The 14799-nt window shown below is 63.3% G+C and carries 2 protein-coding genes and 2 pseudogenes; 3 read left to right on the plus strand and 1 reads right to left on the minus strand.

Going from position 1 to position 14799, the window contains the following annotated elements; translation table 11 throughout:
* Nucleotides 1-5: 5 nt before the first annotated feature.
* The gene (locus HAP41_RS47285) at nucleotides 6-12428 is read right to left on the minus strand and encodes a non-ribosomal peptide synthetase (protein ID WP_248577267.1); all 12423 of its coding nucleotides are present in this window, start codon (nucleotides 12426-12428) and stop codon (nucleotides 6-8) included.
* Between the two features lie 594 nt (nucleotides 12429-13022).
* On the opposite strand from HAP41_RS47285, the gene HAP41_RS47290 reads away from it, so the two are divergent.
* From HAP41_RS47290 to HAP41_RS50880, 3 genes and pseudogenes are all read left to right on the plus strand, one after another.
* Nucleotides 13023-13193, plus strand: coding sequence for a hypothetical protein (locus HAP41_RS47290; RefSeq protein WP_166106951.1), 171 nt, complete (start codon nucleotides 13023-13025; stop codon nucleotides 13191-13193).
* Between the two features lie 85 nt (nucleotides 13194-13278).
* Nucleotides 13279-14561, plus strand: a pseudogene (locus tag HAP41_RS47295) (IS256 family transposase).
* A 40-nt stretch (nucleotides 14562-14601) separates the two neighbouring features.
* Nucleotides 14602-14721, plus strand: a pseudogene (locus tag HAP41_RS50880) (IS6 family transposase); the annotation flags it as partial.
* Nucleotides 14722-14799: the final 78 nt, after the last annotated feature.

A 14799-nucleotide genomic window follows, 5' to 3' on the forward strand; every position in this document is an offset into this window, starting at 1 on the left:
CGCCGTTAGAACCGCTCTGCCGTTAGCTCCGGCCGGTTCAGATAGCCACGCGCAACCCCCGCTCCGCCGATGTAAAGCTCACCCACCGCACCAAACGGCACAGGCGCGCCATGGCCGTCCAGCAGATACACACGCGTGTTGGCAATCGGACGGCCAATCGGGACAACTTCCCCGTCAAACTTAGCACGACAAAGCCAGGCCGCCGCGTCAATTGTTGACTCGGTAGGGCCATAGAGATTGACAAGTGCCTTTGCCCCCAATTGCAGCCATCTGTTGGCTAACTCTTTTCTGAGGAGCTCTCCACCACAGAAGAGGTAGCGTAAAGAAGCGATTCGCTGCTGCTCAACGTCAGCGCCCGTAAGCAATGCTGAAAGGAGTGACGGAACCACTTGCAGAACTGTGACTGCATACTTGTGCAAAAGATCTAAAATGGTTCGAATGTCTGATTGCCGGTCGAGAGGAAGAAAGATCACACGTGCGCCAGTCGACAAAGCTGTCCATAGCTCCCATCCGGCAGCATCAAAAGCGAAAGAGGTTCGCTGCAAGAAGATGTCGTGGACAGTGAATTGGAATTGGTTGACCTGCCAGGTCGTATGATTCACCAGTCCGCGATGCTCGACCATGACGCCTTTGGGGGTACCGGTTGAGCCAGAGGTGTAGATGATGTAGGCGAGATGGCGCGATGTGAGGCCGAGGGCGCGCGGCTCGGGATCAGAGACAGCCAGCGCGGCCCAGGGCGGGGTGGCCGCATCCAGATCGAGCGCCGTCACATCGGCCAGCGCCTCGGTGCCGAGCGCGGCGCGGCCGGCCGCATCACAAAGCAGCAGCTGCGGCGCGGCATCGCCCAGCACCTGACGCAGCCGCTGAGACGGATAGGCCGGATCCAGCGGCAGATAGGCGCCGCCCGCCTTCAGGATCGCCAAGAGCCCCACCACCATCGCCGGGCTGCGCGCAAGGCAGATCGCCACCGGCTGATCCGGCCTGACCCCGAGCGCGATCAGATGATGCGCCAGCCGGTTGGCCTGCGCATTGAGCTCGCCATAGCTCAGGCGCTCGTCCTCATGGACGAGCGCGACCGCTTCGGGTGCGCGCCGGACCTGTTGCTCGAACAGCTCGTGGATGCACTTGTCTGACGGATACGGCGCCGTCGTCCGGTTCAACTCCTCCAGCAAATAGCTGCGTTCGTCGGCCGGCAGGATGTCGATGCGGCCGACCGGCTGCCCGGCATCGGCAACCATCGCCCGCAGCAGCGCCAGCAGATAACCACGCTGCCGCTCGATCGTCGCCTGATCGAACAGCGCCGTGGCATAATCAAACCTTCCGGTTATGACCTCATCACATTCGCTTAGACTCAGCTCCAGATCGAACTTGACCTGATTGAGCCCTTCCCCGGCAGCCTCCACGCTCAACCCGGCAAGGTCGAACGACCTGACGGCGTTGTTCTGCCAGGCCAACATCACCTGGAACAACGGCGTGTGATCGAGATGCCGGGGCGGCTTGACGATCTCGACGACCTGCTCGAACGGCAGGTCCTGATGCTCCTGCGCAGCCAGTGCCGTGCGCCGCGTCCGTTCCAGAAGCTGCAACACGCTCGGCTCGCCCGACAGGTCCAGCCGAAGCGCCAGGGTGTTGACGAAGAAGCCGATCAACCCTTCAATCTCGCGCCGGCCGCGATTGGCGCTCGGCACGCCGATCACAACGTCATGCTGCCCCGACAGACGCGACAGCACCGCCGCCCAGCCCGCCAGCACCGTCATGAACAACGTCGTGCCATGCTGCCGGCTCAGCCGCTTCAAGTCCCGCGTCAGATCCGCATCGATGACAACAGGAATACTGGCCCCGGCAAACGACTGCTGGGCCGGCCGCGGCCGGTCCGTCGGCAGCGCAAGACGGGCCGGAGCACCCGACAGGGTGTCGCGCCAATACTGCGCCTGCTTCTGCAGCCGTTCCCCCGACAGCCACTGCCGTTGCCAGACGGCATAATCAGGGTACTGGATTGCCAGCGGCGGCAAGGGATCGTCCTGTCCAGCCTCAAACGCCCGGTAAAGCTGACTGAGTTCACGCACCAGCACGCCCAGCGACCAGCCGTCCGAGATGATGTGATGCTGGGTCAGCAGGACGACGTGTTCCTCATCCGACATCCGGATCAGACGCCCGCGGATCAGCGGCCCGCGCGCAAGATCGAACGGCGTGCCGGCCTCTTCATGGCACAGCTTCAGAAGCGCCGCCTCAGCATCCGGCCGGCCCCGCAGATCGTGCTCGAGCACCGGCAGCCCCGCATCCGCCGGTAGAACCTCAACCCGGGGCTTGCCCTCCGGTGCGACAAAGATACTGCGCAGCGCCTCGTGCCGGGCAAACAAACGATCAAGGCTGCGCTGCCAGGCGCTGCGGTCGAGCGCCCCACGCAGCCGCCAGGCCAGCGGAATGTGGTAGTTCGTGCTGCCCTCATCCAACTGCGCCAAAAACCACAGCCGCTGCTGCGCAAACGACAGCACCAACGGCTCATGACGCGACACGGCCGCAATCGCCGGCAGCTCTTGCGAACCGGAGCGGCTCAACACCTCCACGAGGCTTGCCGCCAGCTCCGCCAGCACCGGTTTGGCAAACAGCTCCGTCAGCGGCAGTGCGACGCCAACAGCCTGCGACAGCCGGCTCAAGAGCTGCACTGCCAGGAGCGAGTGGCCGCCGAGCTCGAAGAAGTTGTCGTGGCGTCCGACCCGCTCGACCCCGAGAAGCTCCGCCCAGATCTCTGCCAGCGCCGTCTCGGTCGCGCCGCGCGGCGCCTCATAGGCGGCCCGCGCATAGGCATCGTCAGCGGGCGCCGGCAGCGCCTGGCGATCGAGCTTGCCGTTCACCGTCAGCGGCAGTGCCGATAGCCGCACGAACGCCGACGGCACCATGTAGTCCGGCAGCTGCGCACTCACATGCGCGCGCAAGGTGCCGGCCAGTGCGTCGCCATCTGCCTTGTCCGATCCAGGCTCGGACGCAGTCACCACATAGGCCACAAGCTGCTTCTCGCCAGTGTGATCCTCGCGCGCCACCACCACCGCATCGCCCACCCAGGCGTGCTCGACCAGCCGTGCCGCGATCTCGCCCGGCTCGATGCGGAAGCCGCGGATCTTCACCTGGTCGTCATTGCGGCCCAGGAACTCCAGATTGCCGTCCGGCAAATAGCGCGCCAGGTCGCCGGTCCTGTACAGCCGATCGCCGTCCACAAAGGGACTGGTGATGAACCGCTCTGCCGTTAGCTCCGGCCGGTTCAGATAGCCACGCGCAACCCCCGCTCCGCCGATGTAAAGCTCACCCACCGCACCAAACGGCACAGGCGCGCCATGGCCGTCCAGCAGATACACACGCGTGTTGGCAATCGGACGGCCAATCGTTTCAACGACAGCCTCTCTCCTGGGCATGCAAATCCAGGTCGAATAAGTCGTCGTTTCCGATGGAGCGTACAGGTTACAGACTTTCTCTACATCACTGCCCTCGAAGACCCTCTCGATCAGACCTGCCGTCAGCGGCTCACCGGCCAAATTGATGACGCTTGTCGAAGCCGGCACGGCTTTTTGGTCGACAAGGGCGGCGATCGCCGAGGGGACGGTGTTGATCAAGGAAACATCCAAGGACGTCTGCGCCAGCGCCAGTGCATCCTCGACAAGACACAGGGCGCCTCCTTGCGACAGCGGTACGAAGCACTCATAGACAGACAGATCAAAACTGATCGAGGTCGAAAACAGTGTGCGGCTAATCTCTGACTCCGCAAATACGCCGCTGCTCCAATGCAGCAGGTTCACGGCGCTTTGATGCTCGACCATGACGCCTTTGGGGGTACCGGTTGAGCCAGAGGTGTAGATGATGTAGGCGAGATGGCGCGATGTGAGGCCGAGGGCGCGCGGCTCGGGATCAGAGACAGCCAGCGCGGCCCAGGGCGGGGTGGCCGCATCCAGATCGAGCGCCGTCACATCGGCCAGCGCCTCGGTGCCGAGCGCGGCGCGGCCGGCCGCATCACAAAGCAGCAGCTGCGGCGCGGCATCGCCCAGCACCTGACGCAGCCGCTGAGACGGATAGGCCGGATCCAGCGGCAGATAGGCGCCGCCCGCCTTCAGGATCGCCAAGAGCCCCACCACCATCGCCGGGCTGCGCGCAAGGCAGATCGCCACCGGCTGATCCGGCCTGACCCCGAGCGCGATCAGATGATGCGCCAGCCGGTTGGCCTGCGCATTGAGCTCGCCATAGCTCAGGCGCTCGTCCTCATGGACGAGCGCGACCGCTTCGGGTGCGCGCCGGACCTGTTGCTCGAACAGCTCGTGGATGCACTTGTCTGACGGATACGGCGCCGCCGTCCGGTTCAACTCCTCCAGCAAATAGCTGCGTTCGTCGGCCGGCAGGATGTCGATGCGGCCGACCGGCTGCCCGGCATCGGCAACCATCGCCCGCAGCAGCGCCAGCAGATAACCACGCTGCCGCTCGATCGTCGCCTGATCGAACAGCGCCGTGGCATAATCAAACCTTCCGGTTATGACCTCATCACATTCGCTTAGACTCAGCTCCAGATCGAACTTGACCTGATTGAGCCCTTCCCCGGCAGCCTCCACGCTCAACCCGGCAAGGTCGAACGACCTGACGGCGTTGTTCTGCCAGGCCAACATCACCTGGAACAACGGCGTGTGATCGAGATGCCGGGGCGGCTTGACGATCTCGACGACCTGCTCGAACGGCAGGTCCTGATGCTCCTGCGCAGCCAGTGCCGTGCGCCGCGTCCGTTCCAGAAGCTGCAACACGCTCGGCTCGCCCGACAGGTCCAGCCGAAGCGCCAGGGTGTTGACGAAGAAGCCGATCAACCCTTCAATCTCGCGCCGGCCGCGATTGGCGCTCGGCACGCCGATCACAACGTCATGCTGCCCCGACAGACGCGACAGCACCGCCGCCCAGCCCGCCAGCACCGTCATGAACAACGTCGTGCCATGCTGCCGGCTCAGCCGCTTCAAGTCCCGCGTCAGATCCGCATCGATGACAACAGGAATACTGGCCCCGGCAAACGACTGCTGGGCCGGCCGCGGCCGGTCCGTCGGCAGCGCAAGACGGGCCGGAGCACCCGACAGGGTGTCGCGCCAATACTGCGCCTGCTTCTGCAGCCGTTCCCCCGACAGCCACTGCCGTTGCCAGACGGCATAATCAGGGTACTGGATTGCCAGCGGCGGCAAGGGATCGTCCTGTCCAGCCTCAAACGCCCGGTAAAGCTGACTGAGTTCACGCACCAGCACGCCCAGCGACCAGCCGTCCGAGATGATGTGATGCTGGGTCAGCAGGACGACGTGTTCCTCATCCGACATCCGGATCAGACGCCCGCGGATCAGCGGCCCGCGCGCAAGATCGAACGGCGTGCCGGCCTCTTCATGGCACAGCTTCAGAAGCGCCGCCTCAGCATCCGGCCGGCCCCGCAGATCGTGCTCGAGCACCGGCAGCCCCGCATCCGCCGGTAGAACCTCAACCCGGGGCTTGCCCTCCGGTGCGACAAAGATACTGCGCAGCGCCTCGTGCCGGGCAAACAAACGATCAAGGCTGCGCTGCCAGGCGCTGCGGTCGAGCGCCCCACGCAGCCGCCAGGCCAGCGGAATGTGGTAGTTCGTGCTGCCCTCATCCAACTGCGCCAAAAACCACAGCCGCTGCTGCGCAAACGACAGCACCAACGGCTCATGACGCGACACGGCCGCAATCGCCGGCAGCTCTTGCGAACCGGAGCGGCTCAACACCTCCACGAGGCTTGCCGCCAGCTCCGCCAGCACCGGTTTGGCAAACAGCTCCGTCAGCGGCAGTGCGACGCCAACAGCCTGCGACAGCCGGCTCAAGAGCTGCACTGCCAGGAGCGAGTGGCCGCCGAGCTCGAAGAAGTTGTCGTGGCGTCCGACCCGCTCGACCCCGAGAAGCTCCGCCCAGATCTCTGCCAGCGCCGTCTCGGTCGCGCCGCGCGGCGCCTCATAGGCGGCCCGCGCATAGGCATCGTCAGCGGGCGCCGGCAGCGCCTGGCGATCGAGCTTGCCGTTCACCGTCAGCGGCAGTGCCGATAGCCGCACGAACGCCGACGGCACCATGTAGTCCGGCAGCTGCGCACTCACATGCGCGCGCAAGGTGCCGGCCAGTGCGTCGCCATCTGCCTTGTCCGATCCAGGCTCGGACGCAGTCACCACATAGGCCACAAGCTGCTTCTCGCCAGTGTGATCCTCGCGCGCCACCACCACCGCATCGCCCACCCAGGCGTGCTCGACCAGCCGTGCCGCGATCTCGCCCGGCTCGATGCGGAAGCCGCGGATCTTCACCTGGTCGTCATTGCGGCCCAGGAACTCCAGATTGCCGTCCGGCAAATAGCGCGCCAGGTCGCCGGTCCTGTACAGCCGATCGCCGTCCACAAAGGGACTGGTGATGAACCGCTCTGCCGTTAGCTCCGGCCGGTTCAGATAGCCACGCGCAACCCCCGCTCCGCCGATGTAAAGCTCACCCACCGCACCAAACGGCACAGGCGCGCCATGGCCGTCCAGCAGATACACACGCGTGTTGGCAATCGGACGGCCAATCGGGATCGATGCCAGCCCCTCGACGGATTTGGATATCTCGAATGTGGCACATCCAACCGTTGCTTCCGTCGGACCAAAATGATTGATCAGACGCACGCTCGGAAAACGCTCTTGCCAAAACTGCATGTCTGCCGGAATTAGGGCCTCGCCCCCGACCATGAGCACTCTTGTGGGAGCCGCCGCTTTGTCGGCTTCGAGCCGTTTGTTCAGCATGCTTAGATGCGAAGGCGTCAGCTTGATCAGATCATAGGTCTGGCCATCGTCGACAGCGGCAAGCCCATCTATTGGGACAGTCTGGTTTGGAATGCGCAGCTTGGTACCGACCAGCAAAGGCCCAAACAAGGTCGTGATGCTGCCGTCAAAGCTAAACGACAGCAGCATCAGCGAGCCATTCGCAGCTCGTTCGCAATGACGGCGATTCGACCAATGCAAATAGTTCACCAGTCCGCGATGCTCGACCATGACGCCTTTGGGGGTACCGGTTGAGCCAGAGGTGTAGATGATGTAGGCGAGATGGCGCGATGTGAGGCCGAGGGCGCGCGGCTCGGGATCAGAGACAGCCAGCGCGGCCCAGGGCGGGGTGGCCGCATCCAGATCGAGCGCCGTCACATCGGCCAGCGCCTCGGTGCCGAGCGCGGCGCGGCCGGCCGCATCACAAAGCAGCAGCTGCGGCGCGGCATCGCCCAGCACCTGACGCAGCCGCTGAGACGGATAGGCCGGATCCAGCGGCAGATAGGCGCCGCCCGCCTTCAGGATCGCCAAGAGCCCCACCACCATCGCCGGGCTGCGCGCAAGGCAGATCGCCACCGGCTGATCCGGCCTGACCCCGAGCGCGATCAGATGATGCGCCAGCCGGTTGGCCTGCGCATTGAGCTCGCCATAGCTCAGGCGCTCGTCCTCATGGACGAGCGCGACCGCTTCGGGTGCGCGCCGGACCTGTTGCTCGAACAGCTCGTGGATGCACTTGTCTGACGGATACGGCGCCGTCGTCCGGTTCAACTCCTCCAGCAAATAGCTGCGTTCGTCGGCCGGCAGGATGTCGATGCGGCCGACCGGCTGCCCGGCATCGGCAACCATCGCCCGCAGCAGCGCCAGCAGATAACCACGCTGCCGCTCGATCGTCGCCTGATCGAACAGCGCCGTGGCATAATCAAACCTTCCGGTTATGACCTCATCACATTCGCTTAGACTCAGCTCCAGATCGAACTTGACCTGATTGAGCCCTTCCCCGGCAGCCTCCACGCTCAACCCGGCAAGGTCGAACGACCTGACGGCGTTGTTCTGCCAGGCCAACATCACCTGGAACAACGGCGTGTGATCGAGATGCCGGGGCGGCTTGACGATCTCGACGACCTGCTCGAACGGCAGGTCCTGATGCTCCTGCGCAGCCAGTGCCGTGCGCCGCGTCCGTTCCAGAAGCTGCAACACGCTCGGCTCGCCCGACAGGTCCAGCCGAAGCGCCAGGGTGTTGACGAAGAAGCCGATCAACCCTTCAATCTCGCGCCGGCCGCGATTGGCGCTCGGCACGCCGATCACAACGTCATGCTGCCCCGACAGACGCGACAGCACCGCCGCCCAGCCCGCCAGCACCGTCATGAACAACGTCGTGCCATGCTGCCGGCTCAGCCGCTTCAAGTCCCGCGTCAGATCCGCATCGATGACAACAGGAATACTGGCCCCGGCAAACGACTGCTGGGCCGGCCGCGGCCGGTCCGTCGGCAGCGCAAGACGGGCCGGAGCACCCGACAGGGTGTCGCGCCAATACTGCGCCTGCTTCTGCAGCCGTTCCCCCGACAGCCACTGCCGTTGCCAGACGGCATAATCAGGGTACTGGATTGCCAGCGGCGGCAAGGGATCGTCCTGTCCAGCCTCAAACGCCCGGTAAAGCTGACTGAGTTCACGCACCAGCACGCCCAGCGACCAGCCGTCCGAGATGATGTGATGCTGGGTCAGCAGGACGACGTGTTCCTCATCCGACATCCGGATCAGACGCCCGCGGATCAGCGGCCCGCGCGCAAGATCGAACGGCGTGCCGGCCTCTTCATGGCACAGCTTCAGAAGCGCCGCCTCAGCATCCGGCCGGCCCCGCAGATCGTGCTCGAGCACCGGCAGCCCCGCATCCGCCGGTAGAACCTCAACCCGGGGCTTGCCCTCCGGTGCGACAAAGATACTGCGCAGCGCCTCGTGCCGGGCAAACAAACGATCAAGGCTGCGCTGCCAGGCGCTGCGGTCGAGCGCCCCACGCAGCCGCCAGGCCAGCGGAATGTGGTAGTTCGTGCTGCCCTCATCCAACTGCGCCAAAAACCACAGCCGCTGCTGCGCAAACGACAGCACCAACGGCTCATGACGCGACACGGCCGCAATCGCCGGCAGCTCTTGCGAACCGGAGCGGCTCAACACCTCCACGAGGCTTGCCGCCAGCTCCGCCAGCACCGGTTTGGCAAACAGCTCCGTCAGCGGCAGTGCGACGCCAACAGCCTGCGACAGCCGGCTCAAGAGCTGCACTGCCAGGAGCGAGTGGCCGCCGAGCTCGAAGAAGTTGTCGTGGCGTCCGACCCGCTCGACCCCGAGAAGCTCCGCCCAGATCTCTGCCAGCGCCGTCTCGGTCGCGCCGCGCGGCGCCTCATAGGCGGCCCGCGCATAGGCATCGTCAGCGGGCGCCGGCAGCGCCTGGCGATCGAGCTTGCCGTTCACCGTCAGCGGCAGTGCCGATAGCCGCACGAACGCCGACGGCACCATGTAGTCCGGCAGCTGCGCACTCACATGCGCGCGCAAGGTGCCGGCCAGTGCGTCGCCATCTGCCTTGTCCGATCCAGGCTCGGACGCAGTCACCACATAGGCCACAAGCTGCTTCTCGCCAGTGTGATCCTCGCGCGCCACCACCACCGCATCGCCCACCCAGGCGTGCTCGACCAGCCGTGCCGCGATCTCGCCCGGCTCGATGCGGAAGCCGCGGATCTTCACCTGGTCGTCATTGCGGCCCAGGAACTCCAGATTGCCGTCCGGCAAATAGCGCGCCAGGTCGCCGGTCCTGTACAGCCGATCGCCGTCCACAAAGGGACTGGTGATGAACCGCTCTGCCGTTAGCTCCGGCCGGTTCAGATAGCCACGCGCAACCCCCGCTCCGCCGATGTAAAGCTCACCCACCGCACCAAACGGCACAGGCGCGCCATGGCCGTCCAGCAGATACACACGCGTGTTGGCAATCGGACGGCCAATCGGGATCGATGCCCCATCAAAATCTGCCGGACAACTCCAGGCTGTAGCGTCGATAGCAGCTTCCGTGGGGCCATATAGATTGTGCAGACCAATCCAAGGCAATACACGCCGAACCTTGTGCACAACGGAGGCAGGAAGCGCCTCGCCACTGCACAGGAGACGCTGCAGCGAGCTGCAGCGATCAACACCCTTCGTGTCCATGAAGCTGACAAGCATGGATGGTACAAAGTGTGCAGTGGTAATGCGCTGACTGATTATAAGGTTTACAAGCGCATCGGGGTCTTTATGTGCAGACGGAGGTGCCAGCACCAGGGTCGCCCCTTCAAGCAACGTCCAGAAGAATTCCCAAGCCGAGACATCGAAGCCAAATGGCGTCTTCTGCAAGACGACATCAGGCGTATCGAGAGCGTAGGCTTTCTGCATCCAGACCAGGCGATTGATAATACCCCGATGCTCATTCTTTGCCCCCTTGGGGGTACCGGTTGAGCCAGAGGTGTAGATGATGTAGGCGAGATGGCGCGATGTGAGGCCGAGGGCGCGCGGCTCGGGATCAGAGACAGCCAGCGCGGCCCAGGGCGGGGTGGCCGCATCCAGATCGAGCGCCGTCACATCGGCCAGCGCCTCGGTGCCGAGCGCGGCGCGGCCGGCCGCATCACAAAGCAGCAGCTGCGGCGCGGCATCGCCCAGCACCTGACGCAGCCGCTGAGACGGATAGGCCGGATCCAGCGGCAGATAGGCGCCGCCCGCCTTCAGGATCGCCAAGAGCCCCACCACCATCGCCGGGCTGCGCGCAAGGCAGATCGCCACCGGCTGATCCGGCCTGACCCCGAGCGCGATCAGATGATGCGCCAGCCGGTTGGCCTGCGCATTGAGCTCGCCATAGCTCAAGCGCTCGTCCTCATGGACGAGCGCGACCGCTTCGGGTGCGCGCCGGACCTGTTGCTCGAACAGCTCGTGGATGCACTTGTCTGACGGATACGGCGCCGCCGTCCGGTTCAACTCCTCCAGCAAATAGCTGCGTTCGTCGGCCGGCAGGATGTCGATGCGGCCGACCGGCTGCCCGGCATCGGCCGTCACACCATATAACAAAGTTTGCAAATGCTGCGTCATGCGGTCGATCTGCTTCGGCTCTAGCCGACTTGCATCAAAATGCCATCGAAGGCTCCCATCCAGAGCGGAAACCTCAAACGTCAGCAAATCGCCGGATAGGACCTCCCCAGCACTTGGGCTTGTGTTCAGATCGCCAGCGCCAGAACCGCCGTCTGTGGTGATTATGATGCCAATCGGCCAGGGCTGCTTCGACTGTAGCGCCTCCACACCCCGAAATGCCGGGCAGCGCACGGTAAGATCCCGAGCAAAGCTACCGTGCTCCCTCAGCTGAGCGATTTCGGCCGCTACGGTTTTGCGCACTTCTTCAAAATCATTAGCAAGCTCAATAGTAACTTCCATCGGCACGACAGAGGAGATCAACACGCCCACCGCTTTGGAGCCAGCTAGTGCTCCATCCGATGCTGGCGTCCAACCCAGTTGAAGCTCTGTTTCTCCCGTGATGCGCGCGAGATAGATCAGACAAGCCGTTACCAAGTATTCCGTGCGGTCATGTGGCGACAACTTAGCCAAAGCTCTTGCAATAAACCACGAACTCGACTGCCATCTTGGTGGCGTCTTAGCCGCGGACACCGACAGGAAAGGAAGCTGCAATATTCTAAGCTGCTCTAGCCGCTTTACCCAAAACTCTTCTGAAGGCGCCAGCAATTCATGGCTCGCAGTTATGCTCCGCGCCTCATCTTCGCTCAAAATTGGAAGACGATCACCTTCATCCAGATTGGAGTGCCTGGCGAGGGCTTCCGCGTCCAGCACCTGACCATCGGAGCTGCCAAAGCAAACATTGACATCCTCCGTACCCGTCGCCACCCGCCAGTGGCTGGAGTGGACTTCAAGCAGAGAACCTGCCGGCAGGCCCGAGCGTTGAGGCAGCGCCTCCAACCGGCTGACTATGACAACCTCATCGTCCACGAATGCCTTGGGCAGCCCCAATGAATTGGGATGATATGGCCCAAAGTTTAAGGCACGCGTCATCGCTGACAGATCTTGCGCGGGCCGATCCCATCGCAGACAGCCTGCCGCATCTGGGCGTCTACGTTTCGGAAAGTAGCTTCGGCTCACCAGCGCCTGCGGATAGCTAGTAAGCTCTCCCTTCGCTAAGCCAGTTAAAAGCTCGCGGAAGCCTTCTATCGCGACTTCATAACATTTGAGGTTCAGGGACAGTGCCGTATCGGTGGGCGCAATCAGCACTTGGCGCTGAACCACGATGTCTCCCGTATCAACGCCATCATCGATCCGATGCCATGTGATGGCGTATTCGGTCTCCTGCGCCAGCAGCGCCCAGGACGTCGCGTGCGTTCCCGCGTATCGTGGCAGTGGACCGTCGTGGTAATTGAAAGCACCTCGCCGAACCCGGCCCAATACATCCGCTGGCAATATGAAGGGATTGGCAACTGAGAAAATCCACTCTACGGAGGCGACGCTCAAGAAAGAAGAGAGCTCTTCAACGCTTGCTACAGACCGAATGCTCGCGCGAACAGCCCAATCACGGAATACGCCGTCGACACACAACGCCGCACCAATGACGTGGCCCATCTCAATTGCCAGCTGCGCGCATCTGATAGCGAGCGTACCACTACCGATAACGACGGTAGAGGAGATCGATCGCGCATCAGGTAGCCGGTGCTGATCGCCTGATTGCCAAGCGCTCCCGCGCGCCCGAGATGCCCGATATGTCATCTTCACCGCTCCTGCAGTCCATCCATCACGCTAGGCATTCCCACCAGGGCGTCGCGCCGCGTAGCGATCAAATTAGCCACACTGGCTCGAATTTGCTCGGGATAACCGCGCCGACAGTAACTTGCGAATATGGGGGCGGTGCCGAAATTCTTGCGCGCAGCCCAGATTCCGAATGTCGCGAGCAGGCCCCACGCCATTCGACTTCGGCAGAATCGCAACTGCCACGTCTGCCTGGTCTGAGTTTCCGGTGAGCGAGATCATCGGACGACTTCTCCTCAGTCGATGCGCCTCTATAGACGACACCAAGCATCTGGCGTGCCAAAGGAGAAATCGTGTTCTGTCAATATGCTAGCCTGAGACTGCTATTTCAGTCATCCGACATTGTCGGACATCTAACGTACTTGCGTTGTCCACTCCGACCGGATTCGCCAGCTCCGTTCGCGGCCACAAATGACAGCTCGACGCAGTCGTTATCGCGATCCCGGCGAACAACATTGGTTCAGGCGCACTGTCGACCAGAATGGCCTCGTTCTCGACGTCGTGATCAAGCGTCGACGAGATTTGGTGCTGCTGAACAAGCTCTTGAAATCCACCGACACGTCGCCGCAGAGCTATCGCTGAAAGTTGGTGACGGCGGGAATCGGGAAGGCGGCATATCGTGGGGGTGCTTGACGCCTCCACTTCTCCACCGAAGGAGCGATATGCCGTGTCCAAAGATAACATCATCAAGTTGATTCAGCCAGGAAACGTCGACGATCAACTCACCGAAATCTTGCGCAATGGGGCGCGTGCTCTGTTGGCCCAGGCGGTCGAGGCCGAGGTCGCGGACTTTCTCGGCAAGCATGCCGATTTGAAGACTGCGGACGGCCACCAGCGCTCGTGCGCCACGGTCACCTGCCGGAACGCGAGGTGATGACCGGTATCGGTCCGGTCGGCGTCCGCCAGCCGCGTGTACGCGATCGCGAGGCGGAGGCTACCGATCCCGACCGCATCCGGTTCTCTCCGTCGATCCTGCCGCCCTACATGCGCCGCTCGAAATCGATCGAGACGCTGCTGCCGATCCTTTACCTGAAGGGTATCTCCACCGGCGACTTCTCCGAGGCTCTGGCGGCGCTGCTCGGCAAGGATGCTGCCGGGTTGTCGGCATCCGCCATCGGCCGTCTGAAGGACGGTTGGCTTGACGAACACACCGCGTGGCAGAGGCGCGATCTGTCGGCGAAGCGCTACGTCTACATCTGGGCCGATGGCATCCATCTCCAAGCACGCCTCGAAGACGAAAAGCAGTGCATCCTGGTGCTGATCGGCGCGACGCCGGAAGGCCGCAAGGAACTGGTCGGCTTCACCGATGGCGCCCGCGAGAGCGCGCAGGACTGGCGCGATCTGCTGCTCGACCTGAAGCGGCGCGGGCTCGGCGTGCCACCGCGGCTCACCATCGCCGACGGCGCGCTCGGGTTCTGGAAGGCCGCCGGCGAGGTCTGGCCGAAAACGCGCGAGCAGCGCTGCTGGGTACACAAGACCGCCAACGTGATCGCCAAGTTGCCGAAGAGCCAGCAGCCTAAAGCCAAACGCGCGTTGCAGGAGAGCTGGATGGCCGAAACCAAGGCCGCCGCCGAGCTGGCGTTCGACGCCTTCATCGAGAGCTATACGCCCAAATACGAGAAGGCGGCCGACTGCCTGAGCAAGGATCGGGACACGCTACTGGCGTTCTACGACTTCCCGGCCGAACACTGGAAACACCTGCGGACCACCAATCCCATTGAAAGCACCTTCGCTACCGTGCGCCACCGCACGATCCGATCAAAGGGCTGCCTGTCCAACAGAACGGCGCTCGCGATGGTCTTCAAACTGCTTGAGGCCGCGCAGAAAAGCCGGCGTCGTCTCGATGGCCACAACCAGTTGCCAAAACTCGTTCTCGGTGTGACATTCAACGACGGGATCGAGCTCATCGCCAAACCGACTGACCGTCAGCCCATAACCGCCGCCGCCTGACCGGCCGCGCCGTCACCAAAATTTGGCGATAGCTCCGTCGCCGCGCGTGATGATAATCAGTGACAAGCTCCGTTCGTACGGCGCTGCAAGGGCGAAAATGGCCTTTCACGTCCGCAGCACAAATCTGTCCACAATCGGGTCCGAGAATTCTCATCGGCCGGCCTAGCCCGTCTTATTCATCAGCGGCTTGTTGAGAGGCTGGCGAGCGTGGCGTAAGCCGCTGAGGTGGCGTAGGATA

Origin of the sequence: Bradyrhizobium barranii subsp. apii (assembly GCF_011516635.5) — a bacterium.
Lineage (GTDB): Bacteria > Pseudomonadota > Alphaproteobacteria > Rhizobiales > Xanthobacteraceae > Bradyrhizobium > Bradyrhizobium barranii.